The sequence below is a fragment of the Bradyrhizobium genosp. SA-3 genome (genome assembly GCF_004212635.1).
Classification (GTDB): domain Bacteria; phylum Pseudomonadota; class Alphaproteobacteria; order Rhizobiales; family Xanthobacteraceae; genus Bradyrhizobium.
The window spans coordinates 18040-37741 of sequence record NZ_PSRT01000033.1 but is presented as its reverse complement, the minus strand read 5'-3'; the positions used below and the strand labels follow the sequence as shown (position 1 = coordinate 37741).

Here is a 19702-nt window from a genome sequence, read left to right as displayed (position 1 = left end):
GCATCGCGCCTTAGGTAATTTGTTTGAGCATGGTCTTTTCGGAAACCCGCTACACACTTTTCCGGATCATGCTCTAGAACGCGACCTCGTACATGTTCAGGATCGCATCCCGGCTGAGGTCGCGCGGATTGTTGTCGAGCAGGCGGCGAATGGCGTGTGCCTCGTCGGCCATCACGCCGAGGTCGTCCTTGGGCACGCCGAGCGCCGACAGCCGCATCTCGATACCGAGATCGGCGCAGAACTTGTAGGTTGCGTCGAACGCCAGCTTTGCATCGCCCTGCTTCGGCAATCCAAGCGCCTGGAGCACCGCGACGGTCTTCGCCTCCACGGCCGGCATGTTGAAGGCCAGCGTGTGCGGGAAGATCACCGCACAGGCAAGCCCATGCGCCACATGGTGACGCGTGCCGAGCGGATACGCCACCGCATGACCGGCGGTCGTGTTCACCGGCCCGAGGCAATAGCCGCCATAGAGCGAGGCCAGCGCCAGGCCCGCACGCGCCTCGCGATCGCCACCATCGACCACCGCCCGCTTGAGATACTGCCCGACCAGCCGCGCGCCTTCGAGCGCATAGAGATCGATTGTCGGATGCGACTTGCGGCTGGTATAGGCCTCGACGCAATGTGCCAGCGCGTCGACGCCAGTCGCCGCAGTGACCTCTTTCGGCACCGTCATCGTCAGATCCGGATCGACGATGGCGATGTCAGCCAGCATGAAGCGGCTCTGCACCGCCTGCTTGTTCTGGCTCACGGGGTCGGTGACGAGCGCGCGGGTGCCGGCTTCGCTGCCGGTGCCCGAGGTGGTGGGAATCTGCATCAGCGCCACGCTGCGACCGGCCACCTTCTCCGGCCCAACGATGTCGGCGAAAGCCACGTCGTTCGTGCACATCACCGCCACCAGCTTGGCCAGATCCATCGCGCTGCCGCCGCCGAACCCGACGACGAGATCTGGCTTGGCGTCGCGCGCCATCGCGACCGCCTTCTCGAGATTAGGCAGGTCCGGCTCGGGCTTCACATCGCCGAACAGCTTGACCGCGCCGGGCAGCGCCAGCGTGTCGACGCGACGCGCGTTGAACGGGTCCGAGATCACCAGCGGCCGTTTGGCGCCGATCCGTTCGGCGAAGCGTGCCGCGGCTGCGATTGTACCGCAGCCGAACTCGATCGCGGCCGGACGAAGGATTTCGATGGGCGTGAAGGCGTTGGTCATCGTGCGTTCGATCTCATGACTTGGATGCGGAGGAAGCGCCGACGGCCAGCCGCTCGGCATAGTCGATAGCTTCGATCAGGCTGTGCTCGTTGGCGATGCCCTTGCCGGCGATGTCGAAGGCGGTGCCGTGATCGACCGACGTGCGGATGATCGGCAGGCCCAGCGTGATGTTGACGCCGGAGAGCTCCTGCCAGCGTCCGGTGGCGGGATCGACCTGGAACCCGAGCAGCTTGACAGGGATGTGGCCCTGGTCGTGATACATCGCGACCGCGGCATCGTACTGGCCGGCGCGCAGCTTGACGAAGATGGTGTCGCCCGGCACTGGACCGACGACGTCGAGACCGTCAGCGACCGCCTTGGCGATTGTCGGCGCCGAGACGTCGATGTCCTGCCGGCCGAACAGGCCGCCCTCGCCCGCATGCGGATTGAGCGCGGCGATCGCGATCTTCGGCCTTTCGATGCCGAGCCGGCGCAGCGCGTCGTTGGTGAGATCGATCACCATGCGCAGGCGCTCCGGCGTCAGACGCTTCGGCACGTCCTCCAGCGCCACATGAGTCGAGACGTGGCTGACGCGCATGTTGCCATGGGCGAGCAACATCACCGAACCGCGCACGCCGGTGAGATGCGCGAGCATCTCGGTATGTCCGGGAAAGTGATAGCCGGCCTTGTTGAGCGCTTCCTTGTTGAGCGGTGCCGTGACGATGGCCGCGGTGCGGCCCGCCTGCGTCAGGCGCACGCCCTGCTCGATCGCCTTGTAGGCAAAACGGCCGCCGTCAGCGCTCAAGACACCGGGCCTTATCGGCTCGCCCTCGACGTCGGCCTGAAGGAAGCACAGATTCGGCCAGTCGCGATCCTCGTCGCTTACTTCGGGAATGGCAATGTCCGCGCCGAGCGCGGCCTTTGCGCCATCAAGCGCCGCGCCGCTGCCGATGATCAGCAGGCGCAGATCGCCCTTCGTGATCCGGTCCTTCAGCCCGACGCAGGCCTTGATGATGATCTCCGGTCCGATCCCGGCGGGATCACCCATGGTGATGGCAAGATGACGAGAGGTCATGTCGGACTCCTCATGTCGAGCAAATGATTGTCCCGAAGCAGATCGCGCCAGAGCTCGCTGGGCCCGAATGCACCGGACTTCGAAATCACGTCCACTCCAGCCCACCGGCCGCCCTGCAAGATCGAACGAGGCAATCCCGGCACGATACGTCCCGTCACCTGGAGCGCATGCGCGCCAAGTGTAACGCACGCCGCCTTCAGGGTCTCGCCGCCAGCAACGATCAGCGTGCCCGGTGGTTCGAGCGACGCGATAAGTGCCGTCATTTCGCGCGCGATCCGCCGCGCCGCCTCGGCGCGCGTCAGGCCGTCGGCGAGAGAGAATTTGACCAGTGCCACGGCGCCATCGGCCAGCTTGCGCCGCACAGGCGCCGCGCCCTCGCCTTCCGCAAGCGCGATAGTTGCCTCGCCGCACGCGGCCAGCTGAGACGCAGTCGCGGGCTGATCCGAGCCGAACAGCCCCAGCACCGGCAGCTTCAATTGGCTCGGCGCATCGGCGCGATGGCTGCGGGCGAGCGCGCCGGCGAGCCCGCCGCTGCCGCACCATAGCACGGGTCCCGGCATGCGCCGCCCCATCTCGACGATACGATCGAGGTCGATATCGCTTTCGGCGTCGAAGACCTGAACGCCGCCCTGCGACAGCGTGTCGGCCCCGCCCTGCCGCGCCTCGATGCCGTCCTGCCGCAGCTGGGCCAGGAGATTATCGCCGACGCGGTGCCACTCGCCTTGCACCGTGCGCGCAAATTGCTGGCCACCCATTGTGCGGCGCCCCTGATAGTCGAAGGCGGGAGCGACCACGCAGGACGCCCAATCGCCGCTGCGCAGGCAGGCGCCAAGCTCGGCCGCCCATGCGCCGCGAAGGAGGCTATCGACCTTCTTGTAGGCGATCGCCGCCCCGCGGAGCTGCGGCGCCAGTCGTTCGACGATCTCGATGCTCTCGGCCTTAGGTCGCTCGCGGGTTCCGCTATCGATCGCGAGGCTCGGAGTGTGCGGCACTTGAGGCGCATCCGGCCAGATGACGTCGAACGGTCCGCACAGGCCGACGAACCCCGCCGCGGTGTCAAGCGCACCGGTGAGATCGTCGGCAAGCAGGCGGACGCTCGTCATCGTCGCGCGCCTCCGGCACTAAAGATCTTGCCCGGGTTCATCAGGCCATTCGGATCGAACAGTTGCTTGATGTCTCGCATCAGCTCGATATCGAGGGGATCGGTGACGCGCGCGAGCCGGCCGCGATTGGTGATGCCAATGCCGTGCTCGGCACTGATGGCTCCGCCTTGCGCTGCGGTCTCGTCATCGACGATCTCGTTGATCTCAGCCACCAGCGCGGCCGTTGCAGCAGGGTCCTGACAATGCGCGCGGTCGATCAGCGCGATCACGTGGATATTGCCGTCGCCGATATGGCCGTGCATCACGACGCGCGCATGCGGCACGGCAGCCTTGATCCGGGCCTCGACATTGGCGACGAAGGCCGCCTGCCGCTCCAGCGGCACCACGCTGTCATGCGACACGACATAGCCGCTGCGCTTGTTGCCTTCGGACACGCTGTGCCTGACTGCCCAGATCGCCTTGGCCTGCGCCAGGTTCGACGCCAGGATGACGTCGTCAGTGAGCCCGGCCTCCATCGCCTCCGCGAGCACCGTGGCGAGCGGCTCGTTGAGGTCAACGCCTGCGAGCGTGTCGGTCAACTCTACGATCAGATACCACGGCGTCGTCAGCTCGAACGGAATAGTCACATGCGGCACGGTCTCCGCAATCGCCTCGATCTGCGAGCGCGACATGATCTCGAGGCTGCCGAGCCGGTCGCCGACCACACCGCGCAGGCGCTGCATGATCTCGAGCGCCTGCTCGACGCCTTGCAATTTCAGCAGCGCCAGCGCGGAGCTGCGCGGCGGCGCAAACAGTTTCAGGACCGCCGCCGTGACGATGCCGAGCGTGCCCTCTGCGCCGATGAAGAGCTGCTTGAGCGCGTAACCGGTGTTGTCCTTGCGCAGCGCGCGCAGGCCGTTGAAGACGCGCCCGTCGGGCAGCACGACCTCCAGCCCGAGCACGAGGTCGCGTGTCGGTCCGTAGCGAAGCACGGCCGTGCCGCCGGCATTGGTGGAAATGTTGCCGCCGATCTGGCAGGAGCCCTCGGCCCCCAGGCTCAAGGGAAAATAGCGATCGACGTTACGAGCTGCGTTCTGCACCTCGGCGAGGATGCAGCCGGCTTCCACGGTGATCGTGTTGGCGAGCGGGCTGACGTCGCGCACGGCCCGCATACGGTCGAGCCGGATCACGACATTGCCTGCGCGATCGTCCGGCGTCGCGGCCCCGCACATGCCGGTGTTGCCGCCCTGCGGCACGATCGCGAGCTGCGTTGCCGCGCAGAGTTTGACGACGGCGGCGACCTCGGCGGTCGAGCCGGGCTTCACTACCGCGACCGCGTGACCGTGATAGCGGCCGCGCCAGTCCACCACGTAGGGCTCCTGGTCGGCTCCGGAGGCGATGACGTGCTTGTCGCCGACGATGTCAGCGAGCCCGCACAGCGCTTCCTGGAAAGAGTCGGACATCGGATCGCCTCGCCGCCGGCGTCGCGGCTAGACGGCGGCTGCGAATGCAGCGGCATTCGCAAGCAGCTCTTTCACTTGAGCCGATGGCAAGGATTCCAGAGGCGGACGCAGCCGCTGCCATCCGGCATGGCCGGTGCGCGCGGCCACCAGCGCCTTGAGCGAGGCCATCTGCGGGAAGCGCGAGACCAATTCGCGTGCCCCGACGATGCGCGCCTGCGCGGCCTTGAGCGCCGCGTCGTCGTCGCTGTCGCGAAAGTGCTTGTAGACGTAGGCAAGGTCGCGCGCCACGAGATTGGACGTCGCAGTGATGCAGCCGGCGCCGCCCTTGCGCAGCAGCGGCAACAGCAACGGATCAGCGCCGACCAGGACCGAAAAGCCGGGAAAGCGTTCGACCATCGCGGTCATGTTGGCGAAGTCACCGGAGGAATCCTTGATGCCGGTGAAGGTGGCCGGATAAGCCGCGCGCAGCCGCTCGATCAGCCCGTGCGAGATCGGTTGCGCCGAAATTTGCGGGATATGATAGAGCACGACTCTGAGCCTGGCATCGCCGATGCGCTGCACGACCTCGCTGTACGACGCGAAAATGCCGTCGTCGCTGACGCCCTTGTAGTAGAACGGCGGCAGCATCACCACGGTGTCGACACCCACCGAGAGCGCGTGACGCGTAAGCGCAATAGTTTCGCTGAGCGCGGTGACACCAGTGCCCGGCAGAAGGCGTTGCGGCGCGATGCCGGCGGCGACCACCGCTTCGAGCAGCGCGGTGCGCTCCGTGGCCGAGAACGAGTTCGCCTCACCGGTCGTGCCGAGCAGCGCGATGCCGTCGCAGCCTTCGTCGAGCAGATAGCGGCAATGTGCGACGAAACGCGCATGATCGGGGGCGAACTCGGCATCGAGCGGAGTCAGTGCGGCGGAGAACACGCCATGAGGGTGCAGCGATGATGTCGACAAACTTCCTCCGATCGTCAAATCGATGTTGTTCGGAATGCGAACATTTGTTATTGGATTGTCCCGTCGTAAAATCAGCTTGCCGCCACGTCAAGGGGACATGTCATGGCGAGACATTCGAGCATGGCCAAGGTCGAAAAGAAGGCCACGAAACGCGTATCGGACACTGACGCGAAAAATCCAAAGAATTACGTCGCTTCCGTCGGCAAGGCCTTCGCTGTGCTCAAGAGCTTCACCAGCGAGGCCTTCGAGCTGACCCTGAGTGAGATTGCCGCACGGGCCGACCTCGATCGCGGAACGGCGTTCCGCCTGATACAGACCTTGATCGAACTCGGCTACCTCCAGGCCGTTCCGCAGAGCCGCCGGTTCCGCCTTGGCGTTGCCTGTCTCGATCTCGGCTACACCGTGCTGTCGCACGGGTCGCTGCGGCCGATCGTCGAGCCGCTGCTGCGCGACCTCGTGCCTGACGTCGGCGATGCGGCTTCGCTCGGCATCCTCGACGGGGGCGACGTGGTCTATCTCGCGCGGGTCGGCGCGGGCCTCGACCGCCACAAGATGGATCGCCGGCCGGGCACGCGAATCCCCGCCTATAGCGCGGCGCTCGGCCATGTCATGCTGGCGCATCTGGCGCGGGACGAGCAGATCGCGCGACTGGAGTCGCGACCACGCGTCAAACTGTCGGAGCGAACGCTCACCGACCTCGACGCCCTGCTCGCCCGGCTCGATCAGGTGAAGAAGAAAGGGCACGCCGTTTCCGACGGCGAGAACGCCTATGGCCTGCGCACGCTGGCAGCGCCGATCTTCGACGCCCAGGGTCTTGTGATCGCCGGATTGAGCGTCACCATCGATGCGGTGCGCATGGACATGCCGGCCTTTCGCGACCAGGCGCTGCCGCGCCTGATGCAGCTGACGCGCCAGGTGCAGGACCTCGCCATCAAGTCCGGATTGACGAGCTGAACGCCGTCGTGAGGACTAGATGGCAATGCGATCGAGGTCGGCAGCGATCCGGGTGTTCGGAAAAATCCTGGCTGCTTCCGCAAGGACCTCATCGTCCTCATAGCGACCCGACTGATGCGTCAGCAAGAGCTGGCCGACGTTGGTCGCGGCCGCAAACGTGGCCGCATCGCGCGCAGTGAGGTGCCCATAGTCCCGCGCGGTCGAGGCGTCGCGATCGAGGAACGTTGCCTCGATCACCAGAAGATCGGCGCCGGAAGCGTATTTGGAGAGATCTTCCGTGGTCTCCGTGTCGCCGATCACGACGAGCTTCCTGCCGCCGCTTGGCGGCCCCAGGACGTCCTCCGGATCGATCGTACGATCCGCGATCACGACCGGTCGTCCCGCGGCCAACTCTCCGCGCATCGGCCCGTCTGGAACGCCCAGCTCAGCAAGTCGCTCCGGCCGAAGATGGCGGCGGGCGGGACTCTGGAACGCGAAGCCAAAACTGTCGGTGTCGCATGGCGAACCGGAAAGCAGTCGATGGTGAAGTCGCCGGCGTCGATGACCTGCCCTTCGGTCAGGGCTGAGAACTCCACCGCGATCGGCGCCCTGCCCGCGCCCCACAGGCCCGCAAGCATGCGGACGACCAGGTCGAGCGTGCCCTGACCGCCATGAATGGTCATCACGTCGGCGCTCTGCCGTAAGCCCAGCGTTGAAAAGAGGCCGGGGATGCCGAGTACGTGATCGAGATGGGCATGCGTCAGCAGGATGCGGTCGAGCCGCCGAAAGCCGGCACCGCTGCGCAGCAACTGGCGCTGCGTGCCCTCGCCGCAATCGACCAGAATACGCTTGCCCGCCGCCTCCACCAGGAGCGCCGGATGGTTGCGCTCCGCCGACGGAACGCTGGCCGAGGTTCCGAGAAACGTCAGGGCAAACATGGTCGTCACGTGTCCAATTGTGGACGGTCTCACCGTCCCCAATGCCACGCGAGCAGCAGCGCGTACAGGCCCATCGACGCGGCATAGAGCGCGGCAAGGAGTGCATAGCCTGCGATCTGGCGTCCGATCTTCGCCTTCGGCGAGATCCACCAATCGAGCGCCCTAAAGGCAGCGGGCACCAGCCACCAGCCGAGCAGCTGGGTGCTGACGAGATTGCCGACGAAGAGCGACAGCCAGACCGGAACGCCGTGACTGTCGATCAAGGGCGCGCTGATGAAGTAGCCCCAGAGGTAGACCACGGGATAGAGCACCAGAAGGACGATGAGGTTGCTCTTCCAGATCAGGCCAGGTCCTTGCTCCGGAGCCTGCGCCTTTCCGGCCGGGAACCAGAAATTGAAGCCGTAGCTCGCCCGCTTGACATTCATGCCGGCGTTGAAGCGCTCGCCTTCGCTCAGCAGCGACTGCCGCAACGGCGAGTCCAGCCATGCATTGAGGTTGGCATCACTGTCGAACGACAGGATGATGATCCATTCGTCATGCAGGCCTGGAATCAGCCGCTCGATCTTGTGGCGCAAAAATCCCTTGAACTCGGCTTCTGCGGCCTGGATGCGCTGCTGCCATTTGAGGAAAGCGTCTTCGAGTCCGTCCGGGACTTTGAAGGAGATCACGGCGGAGACCGCACTGTCGCGCTGCACGCCGGTATCGGGCAGGATATGGACATCCTCCGAACCGACGAAGAAGCGCTGCACCTCTGCGATGAGCCGCGCCCGCACATCGCTCTGAAGCCAGGCACGGGCAGCGGCCGGGCTCGCAAAGCGCAGGATCGTCACCCAGTCGACATGCGCCGGCGGCTGCGGCGGCACCACCTCCTGGCTGAGGAAGCCGGGCCAGGCCTTGAGCGCCTCGCCGACCTCGCCGTTCCACCGCGCGAACACGGCAAAGCCGTCGTCGGCGATGCGGCGTTGGATGACGAGTGCAACCGGCTGGCCGGCCGTGTCAGAAGATGCGCTCATTGGCAGCCGTCCGCCTCAGTCCTTCTTGTAGAGACGCTTGCCCATCACCCAGGTCTCGTCGACGCAGCGATCGTCGCCGACCATCATCACGGCGAACAGCATGCTCGCGGCCTCGTCCATCGTGCGCGGCCCGCCGCCGTCGGCGATCAGCGACTGGTGCCAGTGCTGCGCGATCTGACCCCCGTTCGGATCGAGCGCGACGAAATCGGCCTCCTTGCCGGGCTCGAAATTACCGAGCTTGTCGTCGATGTAGAGACCCTCGGCACCGCCGAGCGTGATCGACCAGAAGCCGCGATAGGGCGAGAGCTTGTTGCGCTCGGCTTCGGCGAGATCCTTGCGCGCCGGATCGATGCTGCCGTCGAGCAGCGTGTTGTTGCACATGCCGACCTTGTAGGCATCGTCGAGCACAGAGATCATCGAGAAGCGGTTGCCGCCGCCGACGTCGGTGCCGAACGACATCTTCACGCGATGCTCCGGATCGGTGGCGCGGCCGAGCCGGAACAGACCGCTGCCGAGGAACAGGTTCGAGCACGGGCAGAACACTACCGCCGCGCCCTTCTTCGACATGCGGCGGAACTCGTTGTTGGAGAGATAGACGCCGTGGCCGCCGGAGAACTTTGGTCCGACCAGATCGAACTTCTCATAGACGCCGAGATAGTCCTGGCAGTCCGGATGCTCGACCAGCACGCCACTGCATTCGGCCGGGTTCTCGGAGATGTGCGTGTTGACCCAGCAATCCGGATGTTCATGCTTGAGGCGCTGACACGCCCTCAGCAGGTCCGGCGAGGCGCCGAAGGCGAAGCGCGGCGTGATGGCGTAGAGGTTGCGGCCCTTGTTGTGGTACTGCGCGATCAAACGCTTGCTGTCGCGGTAGAAATTCTCCGGGGTATCGATGAAATCGGCCGGCGCGTTGCGATCAATGCCGGTGAGGCCCGCGATGACGCGCATGTTGCGGCGGGCCGCTTCCTCGAACAGTTCCTCGGTTGAAACAGGCGACGAGCTTGTGAAGGCCTGGCAGGTGGTGGTGCCGGACGCCAGCAGCGCGTCGAGGAAACGCTTCACGCCCTCGCGCGCGTAGTTGCGATCCCGGTATTTGAGCTCTTCCGGATAGACCCACTTTTGGAGCCAAGGCAGCAGTTGCTCGCCGTAGGCCCCGAGCACGCGGGTCTGCGGCAGATGGATGTGGCCGTCGATGAAGCCCGGGACGATGATGCGATCCTTGATATGGGTGATCTCAACGCCGGGATGCGCGGCGGCAATCTTGTCGTAGGGGCCGAACGCCTTGATGACGCCGTCGGTAACGACCATGAGGCCGTCCTGGTGAAAGCGCGCCGCGGCCTGCTCGTTGCCGATGTGCTTCCAGGGATCGTCGACGAAGTCGAAGAACGTGCCGCGAATACCGACGGTGGTCATGATGTGGTTCCTTCCTTAGGTCTGTGTGGCCTGGCGCGCCGAGGGCAGCGAGATCGCAAGCAGCGTGCCCGCGATGGCGCAGAGGCCGAGATAGAGCCCTCCGATCGGTGCCTGCGTCGCCTCGGGCAACACCGCCGCGATTGCCATGGCACCGCTCACGGCGAGGTAGCAGAGCGCGCTGATGAGGCCGCCGATCAGGCCGTGGTCGCGCTCGAACAGGCCGAGCGCCATGCCGTACATCATCGGGCACAGCACGCCGCAGCCGCCGAGCACCAGCGCGCCGCCGATCGTGATCGACGCAAAATCGAGACCAAAGACCATGCCAGTCGCGGTCAGGAGCGCAGCGCCGGCGAGAAACAGCGCGAAGGCGCCGAAGCCCAGCATGCGGGCCGGCATGAAGCGCGCGAAATGGGCGCAGCCGAGCTCGCCGGCGAGATTCACCCCGCCAAGGCCGAGCGCGACGAGACCGTAGATGGCCGCCGAATAACCGAGGCCGGTCTGGTAGAAGAACGGCGCGACGACGCCGAATGCCAACTGCGCGCTGGCTGCGGCAGCAAACACCAGCACGAAGGCGAGGAAGCCCGGGCGAACGAGGGCCTCGCGCAGAATGCCGGCGGTGCGGCGCGGATCGAACGGCGCTCGCCGCTCCGCCGGCAATGTTTCCGGCAGCAGCAGCATGACGATCGCGGCGACGATTGCCGCGGCGATGGCAATGACGACGAAGACTCCGCGCCACGACGTCAGCTCAACGATGAAGCCGCCGGCTGCAGGCGCCAGCACGGGCGCGAGACCCCAGGCAGCGCCAAGCAGACCGGAGATCGCCGTGAGCTCGCGGCCACGAAAACAGTCGGCTCCGACCGCATAGGCAACGACGAGACAGGTGCAGCCGCCGATGCCTTGCAGGAAACGCAGCGCAAGCAGCAGCGAGGCGCTGGTGGCCAGCGCACAGGCAATGCTCATCGCGATGAGCACTGACAGGCCTGCGAGCAGAACGTTGCGGCGGCCAAGCGTATCGGAGGCGATGCCGACCGGCACCAGTGCGAGCGACATGCCGAGCATGTAGGCGGTGACGGTGTTCTGCATCGAAGCCGGATCGGCTGCGAGGTCCACCACCATCTGCGGCAGGCCCGGCGTATAGGCGTCGAGCGGAATCTGACTGAACGGCACGACGCACAGCAGGATCGGCACGATCCCCCGCTTCGCGCGATCAGCGTCCGACGCAACTGCAGTCATGGCTTACGCCCCCTCGATGGCCGCGGGCCTGTCTTTTCGTGCGCGCAATGAGATGCGACGACGCAGGCTGCGGTCTTGACGCGTGGAGCGTGTCAGAACTGTGTGTAAAAACTCTTAGGCGTTCCCGTATCGGTACCGATTTTGATTGGCCGACGTTGCGATCTTTGCTGCCAGCCGGGCGCTCAAACAAAAAACGCGAAAACGACCCCATGCACAGTACAAATCATTGAAGAATTTCGCACCACGCGGCGCGAGCCCTGCGCGGGGGAACGTTTGACACGTCGGGCAAAACAGGCGCAAAATTGCATGATCGCCGGTTGTGAATTCGCAAGTCGGCCGACGCCGTTAACCGCTCGGAAGGCATCGAGGATCGCGGCCGCCTTCCGCCCGACCGGCGGGCAGATCTGGTTCCCACTACGGCCGCCTTCTCATCCCATTCCCAAGATTGCATGTTCGATCCCCCGGACCAGTTCGCGGCCGGAAGAGCCTCGACGCGACGTGAGATACAATGGAGACCGTGATGCAACGAGCGCCGGCCGCAGATGCCGCTGACTTGGACTACGGCTCGATCAGCGCACTGCTGAGCGCCCTGCACGCGCGCAAGATCTCCGCGTCAGAGCTGCTCGCGCATACGATTGCGCGCATCGAGGCGTTGGACGGGCAGATCAATGCCGTCATCGTCCGCGATTTCGAGCGCGCGCGAGACGCCGCACGCGCCGCCGACGCCGCACTTGGCCGCGGCGAGCGGCGGCCGCTCCTCGGCATTCCCGTGACTATGAAAGAACCGTTCAATGTCGCAGGCCTGCCGACGACATGGGGCTTTCCGCACTTCAGGGATTTCCAGCCAGCGGAGGACGCCCTGGTCGTCTCGCGATTGAAGGCGGCGGGCGCCGTCATCATCGGCAAGACCAACATCCCGATCGGCTTACGGGATTTCCAGAGCTACAACGATATCCATGGGACGACGAACAATCCGTGGGACCTCGGCCGGTCGCCCGGCGGCTCCTCAGGCGGATCGGGCGCGGCACTGGCCGCAGGATTCGGTCCGCTCTCGATCGGCTCGGATATCGGCGGCTCGATCCGGGTGCCCGCGCATTTCTGTGGTGTATTCGGACATAAGCCGAGTCTCGGTCTGGTCCCGCTGCGCGGATACAGCCTGCCGCCGGCACCGCCCGTCCCTAGCCAGGGGGACCTGGCTGTCATTGGGCCGATGACGCGCACTGCCGCGGACCTGGCGCTGGCGCTCGACGTGATTGCCGGCCCCGACGAAATGCGCGACGGGATCGGCTATCGCCTGGCGCTGCCTGCTCCGAGACATGAACAGCTCAAGAATTTCAGGATTCTCGTGATCGATACCCACCCGCTGATGCCGACGGGCGAGGCCGTGCGTTCAGCCATTGGGCGATTGGCCGAGCGGATCGAACGATCAGGCGCGCGAGTCGCGCGTTCAAGTGCGTCGCTGCCCGATCTCGCCCAGTCCGCGCGGTTCTACATGAAGCTGCTGAACGCAGCGCGAAGTCCACGCCTGACACCGGCCGCCCTCGCAGAGGCGCAAGGCCTTGCCGCCGCGTTGACGCCCGACGACCGCAGCTTGGCGGCCGAACGCGCCCGCGGCTGGGCCATGATCCACCGCGAGTGGCTGGCGACTGATGCGGCCCGCCTGCAGCTGCAGCAACGGTGGCAGGAACTGTTCCGGGAGTTCGACGCGGTGATCTATCCCGCTGCCGCCGTGCCGGCGTTTCCACGTGATCAGTCCGAGCCGTTCGACGCGCGGCAACTCGACATCGATGGAAAGCTCTATCCTTACGCCGATGCGTGCTTCATCTGGGCCGACCCCGCGTCGACCTGCGGACTGCCGGCAACCGCCGTTCCGATCGAGCGCACACCTGCGGGCTTGCCGATTGGCGTGCAGATCATCGGCCCCTATCTCGAGGACCGCACGACGATTACGCTGGCCGGGCTGATCGAGCGCGAGTTCGGCGGCTTTTTCGCGCCACCGTCACTGCCTTCAACGCAATTCGCGAAATAACAAAGGCCGTTACGTTTTGTCGGCCGACTGCGCCTCGACCGCCTGCACGGCGACGTTCGCCACCTGCCGCAGCGCTTCGCGGTCCGCGCCTGAGGACGCCATCACGCCCATGCCGACTGCGACGGCGGAGACGTAGCGCGCGAGCGCGGCAGGATCGGCGCCCTCCTTCAGATCGCCTTCGGCCTTGGCACGCACAAAGCGGTCGCGGAGCTGGTCCTCGTTCTGGGCACGGCGGGCGGCGAGCTCGAACGGGACGTTCTCGGAGCCGGTGCCGCAGGCGATGCCGCCTTGCACCAGCAGGCAGCCGGGCGGATTGGCCGGATCGGTCTGCTTGTCGGCGATGCCCATCAGCATCCGCTCGGCGACGGCGCGGGCGGTCGGGGCTGCGACCACCTCGTCCATCCAGACGCCGCGCAGCTTGGTGTAGCGGTCTAGCGCGGCCTTCAGCAGGCCTTCCTTGTTGCCGAAGCAGGCGTAGAGACTGGGGGGATTGATGCCCATGGCCTCGGTGAGCTGGGCAATGGTCGCGCCCTCATAGCCATGGCGCCAAAACACTTCCATCGCCTGATCCAACGCCACCTCGGCGTCGAATTCGCGGGGGCGTCCCATGCCCATGTGCCTCTCTCCTACCGAATTCGCGTTCTGCTGGAAGCTTAACGCCAAATCCTATCTATTTGTTCTAGCTTTATTTTCTCTGCCGTCTTCCAATTCTTGCGGTATGCAGCTACAATTTTCTTAGCGAACGGTACATAAGTATCTTGCGCTGCGATATCCAGCTCCACATCTGTAGTGAACACTACATATCTGGAGCGCGCAAATGCCCCCCTCCCAAAATACCGCCCGCACCGGCCGTTTTCGCCGCCTTCTCGGTGGTGTCGCCATCGTGGGCGCCCTCGCCGTAGCCGGCTCGATCGCGACCGGCCGCTACTTTCACGCGGCGCAAGCGACCGCACCGGCTGCCGCGGCCGAGCAAGCCGTTTCCGTCACCGTCGCGATGATCGAGCCACGGCAGACCGTGCTGTGGGACGATTTCTCCGGCCGGCTCGAGGCCATCAACCGTGTCGAGCTGCGCCCCCGCGTGGCAGGAGCGATCTTGTCGACCAATTTCACGGAAGGTGCGCTGGTGAAGGCCGGCGACGTGCTGTTCAAGATTGATCCCGCGCCCTACGCGGCCGAGGTCGACAAGGCCAACGCCCAGCTCGAAGCCGCCAAGGCGCGCGTCGTCTTCACCCAGAGCGAGCTCGAGCGCGGCGCGCAGCTGGTCGGCAACGCCGTGGTGACGCGGCGCGATTTCGACCAGCGCGAGAATGCCAATCGTGAGGCGATCGCCAACGTGAAGGCGGCCGAGGCAACGCTCCAGACCGCAAAGCTCAATCTCGACTACACCGAGGTGCGCGCGCCCGTGGACGGTCGCGTCGGCAAGATCGAGGTCACCGTCGGCAATCTCGTTGCCGCCGGCACAGCATCCCCGGTGCTGACCTCGCTGGTCTCGGTCAATCCGATCTACGCCTCGTTCGATGCGGACGAAGAGGTCGTGCTGCGCGCGCTGAATTCCATTGCAGATGGCTCCGGCCAGCGCGGCAAGCTCGACCAGATCCCCGTGGAGATGGCGACCTCCGGCGGCCTCTCGGCGAAAGGCCACATCCAATTGATCGACAACCAGGTCAACGGCCAGAGCGGCACCATCCGCGTTCGCGCGGTCTTCCGCAACGAGGACGGGCGTCTCATCCCCGGCCAGTTCGCCCGCGTGCGCATGGGGCAACCGAAGCAGCAGACGCTGGTGATGATCGACGAGCGCGCGATCGGCACCGACCAGGACAAGAAGTTCGTGATGGCGGTCGGTGACGACAGCCGCGCCGTCTACCGGCCGGTCACGCTCGGCGGCGCCGTCGATGGGCTGCGCATCGTCACCTCGGGCCTGAACTCCGGCGACCGCATCGTGGTCAATGGATTGCAGCGCGTGCGTCCCGGCGCCCTCCTCAAGACCGAGGTGGCGGCGATGGGCGCGCGAGGGCAGCAAGCAGCATCCAACCACAGCAATCAGGACGTGGTGCAACGCTAGTGTTTTCCGTCATCCCGGGGCGCGCGTAGCGCGAACCCGGGATCTCGAGCTTACGAAACTCCCATCACTTCACCTCTGGATTCCGGGTTCGCGCTTCGCGCGCCCCGGAATGACGGCGGAGCTGCGTGGAGACGACCAAGACATTGCCCAGGGGCAAAGCCATGAATCTCTCAAAGTTCTTCATCGATCGTCCGATTTTTGCCGGCGTGCTGTCGGTCCTGATCTTCCTGGCCGGCCTGATCTCGCTGTTCGCGATGCCGATCTCGGAATATCCCGACGTCGTGCCGCCGTCCGTCGTGGTGCGCGCGACCTATCCCGGCGCCAATCCCAAGGTGATCGCGGAGACGGTGGCGACGCCGATCGAGGAGCAGATCAACGGCGTCGAGAACATGCTCTACATGTCGAGCCAGGCGACCACCGACGGCGCGATGACGCTGACGGTGACGTTCCGCCTCGGCACCGACCCCGACAAGGCGACGCAGCTGGTGCAGAACCGGGTGCAGCAGGCCGAGCCGCGCCTGCCCGCCGTGGTGCGGCAGCTCGGCATCATCACCAAGAAATCGTCGCCCGACCTCACCATGGTCGTGCACCTCTTGTCGCCGAACGGCCGCTACGACATGACGTATTTGCGCAACTACGCCGTGCTCAACGTCAAGGATCGCCTCGCGCGGATCGACGGCGTCGGCGATGTCCAGCTCTACGGTGCCGGTGACTATTCGATGCGGGTCTGGGTCGATCCGCAGAAGGCAGCCGAGCACGGCCTGACCGCAAGCGATATCGTGAAAGCGATCCAGGCGCAGAACGTTGAGGCCGCCGCCGGCGTGGTCGGCTCCTCTCCGAACGTCAGGGGTATCGACCTGCAACTCTCCGTCAATGCGGAGGGGCGGCTCGCGAACGAGGAGCAGTTCGGCGACATCGTGGTCAAGACCGGCGCGCGCGGTGAAGTGGTGCGGTTGCGCGACGTCGCGCGCATCGAGCTGGGCGCCTCCGAATACGGCCTGCGCTCGCTGCTCGACAACAAGCAGGCGGTGGCGATCCCGATCTTCCAGGCGCCGGGCTCCAACGCGCTGCAGATCTCCGACCACGTCCGCGCCACCATGGCCGAGATCAAGAAGAACATGCCGGAGGGCGTGTCCTACCAGATCGTCTACGACCCCACCCAGTTCGTGCGCTCCTCGATCGAGGCGGTCATCCACACGCTGCTGGAAGCGATCGCGCTGGTGGTGCTGGTCGTGATCCTGTTCCTCCAGACCTGGCGGGCCTCGATCATTCCGCTTTTGGCCGTGCCGGTCTCGATCGTCGGCACGTTCGCCGTGATGCACGTGTTCGGCTTCTCCATCAACGCGCTCAGCCTGTTCGGTCTCGTGCTCGCGATCGGCATCGTCGTCGACGACGCCATCGTCGTGGTCGAGAACGTCGAGCGCAACATCGAGGCCGGGCTGTCGCCGCGCGATGCCACTTATCAGGCGATGCGCGAGGTCTCTGGCCCGATCATCGCGATCGCGATGGTGCTGATCGCGGTGTTCGTCCCCCTCGCCTTCATCTCCGGCCTCACCGGCCAGTTCTACAAGCAGTTCGCGCTGACAATCGCGATCTCGACGGTGATCTCCGCCGTCAACTCGCTGACGCTGTCGCCGGCTTTGTCGGCGCTGCTGCTCAAGGGTCACAACGAGCCGAAGGACAGGCTGACGATCATCATGGAGAAGAGCCTTGGCTGGTTCTTCCGCCGCTTCAATCGGGCGTTCACCTACTCGTCGGAGAGTTACAGCGGCACCGTCACCAAGGTGATTTCGGGCAAGGCCGCGGTGATGGGTCTCTACGTCGTCCTGGTCGGCCTCACCGCCTTCCTGTTTCAGCAGGTGCCGAGCGGCTTCGTGCCGGGCCAGGACAAGCAATATCTGGTCGGCTTCGCCCGCCTGCCCGATGGTGCAACGCTCGACCGCACCGAAGAGGTGATCCGCAAGATGAGCGACATCGCGCTGACCCAGCCCGGCGTCGAGAGCTCGGTCGCCTTCCCGGGCCTGTCGATCTCCGGCTTCACCAACTCCTCCAACGCCGGCATCGTGTTCTCGACGCTCAAGCCGTTCGACGAGCGCAAGAATCCCTCGCTCAGCGGCCCCGCGATCGCTGCCGAGCTGAACAAGAAATATGCCGGGATCCAGGAAGCCTTCATCGCCATGTTCCCGCCGCCGCCGGTCAACGGTCTCGGCACCATCGGCGGCTTCAAGCTGCAAATCGAGGACCGCGCCGGTCTCGGCTATGAGGCGCTGAACGAGGCGACCAAGGCGTTCATGGCGGCGATGCAGAAGGCCCCGGAGATCGCCGGCGTGTTCTCGAGCTTCCAGGTCAACGTGCCCCAGCTGTTCGCCGATATCGACCGCACCAAGGCGCTCCAATTGGGCGTGCCCGTGACGGAGGTATTCAACACGCTCCAGATTTACCTGGGATCCTACTACGTCAACGACTTCAACAAGTTTGGCCGCACCTATTCCGTCCGCGTGCAGGCTGATGCGCCGTTCCGCGCGCGCGCCGACGACATCAGGCAGTTGAAGGTGCGCTCGTCCTCGGGCGATATGGTGCCGTTGTCGGCGCTGCTCAAGATCCGCCAGAGCGCGGGGCCGGAGCGCGCGATCCGCTACAACGGCTTCCTGTCCTCCGACATCAACGCGGCGGCTGCGCCTGGTTTTTCATCGGGCCAGGCGCAGGAAGCGGCGACGCGGATCGCGGCGGAAGTGCTGCCGCCGGGCTTTGCCTTCGAATGGACCGACCTGACCTATCAGGAGTTCATCGCCGGCAATTCCGGCATCTGGGTGTTCCCGCTGGCGATCCTGCTGGTGTTCCTGGTGCTGGCCGCCCTCTATGAGAGCCTGACTTTGCCGCTCTCGATCATCATGATCGTGCCGATGGGCCTCTTGGCAGCGATGTTCGGCGTCTGGATCTCCAAGGGCGACAACAACGTCTTCACCCAGATCGGCTTGATCGTGCTCGTCGGCCTCTCCGCCAAGAACGCGATCCTGATCGTCGAATTCGCGCGCGAGCTCGAATTCGCAGGCCGTACGCCGATCCGCGCCGCGATCGAGGCCAGCCGGCTGCGGCTGCGTCCGATCCTGATGACATCGATGGCGTTCATCATGGGCGTGCTGCCGCTGGTGCTCTCGACCGGCGCAGGCTCGGAGATGCGGCGGGCCATGGGCGTTGCGGTATTCTCCGGCATGATCGGCGTCACCGTGTTCGGCCTGTTCCTGACGCCGGTGTTCTATGTGCTGCTGCGAACCGTCACCGGCATGAAGCCGCTGACGCATCACGGCAGCGACACCAGCGCGGCGCCGGTCCAGACGGTGGGTCACTAGATCAGGGAAATCCTCGAGAGCAGCAACACACGAGCACGGTCTTGCGAAAGACCGTCTCGTTGACGCGATGAAAGGCGATCACGCCGGCCGCGGAGCCGGCGACCGGCGCCATGATTTTGCTTCGCAACATGATGCCACGTCCGCCGGAGGCGTACGGCGAGGGTAGCGGGTCCCCGGCGCACAAAACAGGCCACGGGGTTCCCGGCGAAACCCCTTTCCCGATGCGACGAAACACGCCTGAAACAGATGGCCGGTTAAGTGGTTGTCAAAATAAATACAGGGACGGCCACCATGCAATTCCTCCTCGACCTGATCTACGAATATTCATGCTGCCAGAATCTCGTCGCCCAGCCGCTGCGGGAGGACGTGTTATGATCGAATTGATCTCTGCCCTGCTCGCCCTTTGCAGCATCGGCGTCTTCGCGGCGCATGCGCTGGATGCCTACCGCACCACACATTTCTGACAGACATCGTTGCCGAGTTCGCTCCACCTCTCCCGAAGGAGAGGTGGAGCCTCGTAGCCGGCTCGAATCCATCCTCCCGGCGCTAGAATGGGCGCCGGTAAAAGTGCTCGGAATGCGTTGCAGCAGGAAACCGGTTGGCGAGCGCAAGCGCGCCCCTTTCGTCGGTTTCGAGCGCGATCTTCTGCGCCAGCATCACGTCGCCGGGCACGAGGAAGCCTGACGGGACGAAGCACCATCCCATCGTCGCTCGGCCTTCACCGTCGACTTCGTGGACGTTGGCTGCGGTGCCGTAGTGAATGCGATAGGTCTTGCCGGTGTCGCAGCCGACGACGTCGAAATACCGGTGCTGTTCGAATTGCCCGCGTTGAGCGGGCGAGAGCCATTCGGCGAGCAGCCGGCGGCCCCGGGCATCCGGCGTGTTCTCGCCGAAGAAGCGCCGATAGAGTTCGCGCAGCGCATGCAGACGCGCACGCGCCGGGCCGCGGAGCCAAACTGCCGCAATCATGATCAGCTCAG

Annotated in this window: 15 protein-coding genes and 1 pseudogene; 4 read left to right on the top strand and 12 right to left on the bottom strand. The window is 65.3% G+C overall.

Translation table 11 applies throughout. The features are described 5' to 3' along the window. Window positions 1-73: 73 nt before the first annotated feature. The 5 genes from CWO91_RS13780 to CWO91_RS13760 are packed head-to-tail and all read right to left on the bottom strand — an operon-like array spanning window position 74 to window position 5751. On the bottom strand, window positions 74-1204 hold the full coding sequence (locus CWO91_RS13780) for an iron-containing alcohol dehydrogenase (protein WP_208753023.1): 1131 nt from the start codon (window positions 1202-1204) through the stop codon (window positions 74-76). A gap of 13 nt (window positions 1205-1217) precedes the next feature. Next, on the bottom strand, window positions 1218-2258 hold the full coding sequence (pdxA, locus tag CWO91_RS13775) for a 4-hydroxythreonine-4-phosphate dehydrogenase PdxA (RefSeq protein WP_130213945.1): 1041 nt from the start codon (window positions 2256-2258) through the stop codon (window positions 1218-1220). Further along, a complete protein-coding gene (locus CWO91_RS13770; RefSeq protein ID WP_130213944.1) occupies window positions 2255-3361 on the bottom strand; it encodes a four-carbon acid sugar kinase family protein in 1107 nt (368 codons plus the stop codon). Before CWO91_RS13770 ends, pdxA begins: the two co-directional genes overlap by 4 nt. Continuing rightward, complete coding sequence (locus CWO91_RS13765) at window positions 3358-4803, bottom strand: FAD-binding oxidoreductase (protein ID WP_130213943.1); 1446 nt, start codon at window positions 4801-4803, stop codon at window positions 3358-3360. The genes CWO91_RS13770 and CWO91_RS13765 overlap by 4 nt, the downstream gene beginning before the upstream one ends. 27 nt (window positions 4804-4830) lie before the next feature. Then, window positions 4831-5751, bottom strand: coding sequence for a dihydrodipicolinate synthase family protein (locus tag CWO91_RS13760; protein WP_165405433.1), 921 nt, complete (start codon window positions 5749-5751; stop codon window positions 4831-4833). Between the two features lie 102 nt (window positions 5752-5853). Between CWO91_RS13760 and CWO91_RS13755 the strand changes: the two genes are divergently transcribed. Beyond that, entirely contained in the window at window positions 5854-6705 is an 852-nt protein-coding gene (locus CWO91_RS13755) for an IclR family transcriptional regulator (RefSeq protein WP_245471245.1), read from the top strand. 15 nt (window positions 6706-6720) lie between these two features. On the opposite strand, the pseudogene rnz reads toward CWO91_RS13755, so the two are convergent. From rnz to CWO91_RS13735, 4 genes and pseudogenes are all read right to left on the bottom strand, one after another. Next, a pseudogene (gene rnz, locus CWO91_RS13750) lies at window positions 6721-7622 on the bottom strand (ribonuclease Z). 29 nt (window positions 7623-7651) lie between these two features. Next, entirely contained in the window at window positions 7652-8635 is a 984-nt protein-coding gene (locus CWO91_RS13745; RefSeq protein ID WP_130213942.1) for an antibiotic biosynthesis monooxygenase, read from the bottom strand. 15 nt (window positions 8636-8650) lie between these two features. Continuing rightward, the gene (guaD, locus tag CWO91_RS13740; protein WP_130213941.1) at window positions 8651-10048 is read right to left on the bottom strand and encodes a guanine deaminase; all 1398 of its coding nucleotides are present in this window, start codon (window positions 10046-10048) and stop codon (window positions 8651-8653) included. A 15-nt stretch (window positions 10049-10063) separates the two neighbouring features. Further along, window positions 10064-11281 (bottom strand): multidrug effflux MFS transporter, encoded by a 1218-nt coding sequence (locus CWO91_RS13735; protein ID WP_130213940.1) that lies wholly within the window; start codon window positions 11279-11281, stop codon window positions 10064-10066. Between the two features lie 520 nt (window positions 11282-11801). Here CWO91_RS13735 and CWO91_RS13730 point away from each other — a divergent pair. Further along, window positions 11802-13310, top strand: coding sequence for an amidase (locus tag CWO91_RS13730; protein ID WP_245471244.1), 1509 nt, complete (start codon window positions 11802-11804; stop codon window positions 13308-13310). Window positions 13311-13319: 9 nt separating this feature from the next. On the opposite strand, the gene CWO91_RS13725 is transcribed toward CWO91_RS13730, so the two are convergent. Further along, window positions 13320-13925: a TetR/AcrR family transcriptional regulator gene (locus CWO91_RS13725; RefSeq protein WP_130213938.1), complete on the bottom strand. Its 606-nt coding sequence runs from the start codon at window positions 13923-13925 to the stop codon at window positions 13320-13322. A 202-nt stretch (window positions 13926-14127) separates the two neighbouring features. Here CWO91_RS13725 and CWO91_RS13720 point away from each other — a divergent pair, with 202 nt between their 5' ends. Beyond that, window positions 14128-15372 carry an efflux RND transporter periplasmic adaptor subunit gene (locus CWO91_RS13720; RefSeq protein WP_130213937.1) on the top strand — a complete coding sequence of 415 codons (1245 nt, stop codon included), beginning with the start codon at window positions 14128-14130 and terminating at the stop codon, window positions 15370-15372. Window positions 15373-15533: 161 nt separating this feature from the next. Next, window positions 15534-18722, top strand: a complete 3189-nt coding sequence (locus CWO91_RS13715) for an efflux RND transporter permease subunit (RefSeq protein ID WP_130213936.1) — start codon at window positions 15534-15536, stop codon at window positions 18720-18722. Between the two features lies 1 nt (window position 18723). Here the strand turns inward: CWO91_RS13715 and CWO91_RS44995 are convergent, their stop codons facing one another. Beyond that, entirely contained in the window at window positions 18724-18852 is a 129-nt protein-coding gene (locus tag CWO91_RS44995) for a hypothetical protein (protein ID WP_283810957.1), read from the bottom strand. A gap of 416 nt (window positions 18853-19268) precedes the next feature. Then, a complete protein-coding gene (locus CWO91_RS13705; RefSeq protein WP_130213935.1) occupies window positions 19269-19691 on the bottom strand; it encodes a hypothetical protein in 423 nt (140 codons plus the stop codon). Window positions 19692-19702: the final 11 nt, after the last annotated feature.

Bases quoted from the DNA above. Each gene is read 5' to 3' on its own strand.
- CWO91_RS13735 (WP_130213940.1), bottom strand. From the start codon at position 11,281: ATGACTGCAGTTGCGTCGGACGCTGATCGCGCGAAGCGGGGGATCGTG.
- CWO91_RS13705 (WP_130213935.1), bottom strand. From the start codon at position 19,691: ATGATTGCGGCAGTTTGGCTCCGCGGCCCGGCGCGTGCGCGTCTGCAT.
- CWO91_RS13745 (WP_130213942.1), bottom strand. From the start codon at position 8,635: ATGAGCGCATCTTCTGACACGGCCGGCCAGCCGGTTGCACTCGTCATC.
- CWO91_RS13725 (WP_130213938.1), bottom strand. From the start codon at position 13,925: ATGGGCATGGGACGCCCCCGCGAATTCGACGCCGAGGTGGCGTTGGAT.
- CWO91_RS13765 (WP_130213943.1), bottom strand. From the start codon at position 4,803: ATGTCCGACTCTTTCCAGGAAGCGCTGTGCGGGCTCGCTGACATCGTC.
- guaD (WP_130213941.1), bottom strand. From the start codon at position 10,048: ATGACCACCGTCGGTATTCGCGGCACGTTCTTCGACTTCGTCGACGAT.
- CWO91_RS44995 (WP_283810957.1), bottom strand. From the start codon at position 18,852: ATGTTGCGAAGCAAAATCATGGCGCCGGTCGCCGGCTCCGCGGCCGGC.
- CWO91_RS13780 (WP_208753023.1), bottom strand. From the start codon at position 1,204: ATGACCAACGCCTTCACGCCCATCGAAATCCTTCGTCCGGCCGCGATC.
- CWO91_RS13755 (WP_245471245.1), top strand. From the start codon at position 5,854: ATGGCGAGACATTCGAGCATGGCCAAGGTCGAAAAGAAGGCCACGAAA.
- CWO91_RS13720 (WP_130213937.1), top strand. From the start codon at position 14,128: ATGCCCCCCTCCCAAAATACCGCCCGCACCGGCCGTTTTCGCCGCCTT.
- CWO91_RS13715 (WP_130213936.1), top strand. From the start codon at position 15,534: ATGAATCTCTCAAAGTTCTTCATCGATCGTCCGATTTTTGCCGGCGTG.
- CWO91_RS13730 (WP_245471244.1), top strand. From the start codon at position 11,802: ATGCAACGAGCGCCGGCCGCAGATGCCGCTGACTTGGACTACGGCTCG.
- pdxA (WP_130213945.1), bottom strand. From the start codon at position 2,258: ATGACCTCTCGTCATCTTGCCATCACCATGGGTGATCCCGCCGGGATC.
- CWO91_RS13770 (WP_130213944.1), bottom strand. From the start codon at position 3,361: ATGACGAGCGTCCGCCTGCTTGCCGACGATCTCACCGGTGCGCTTGAC.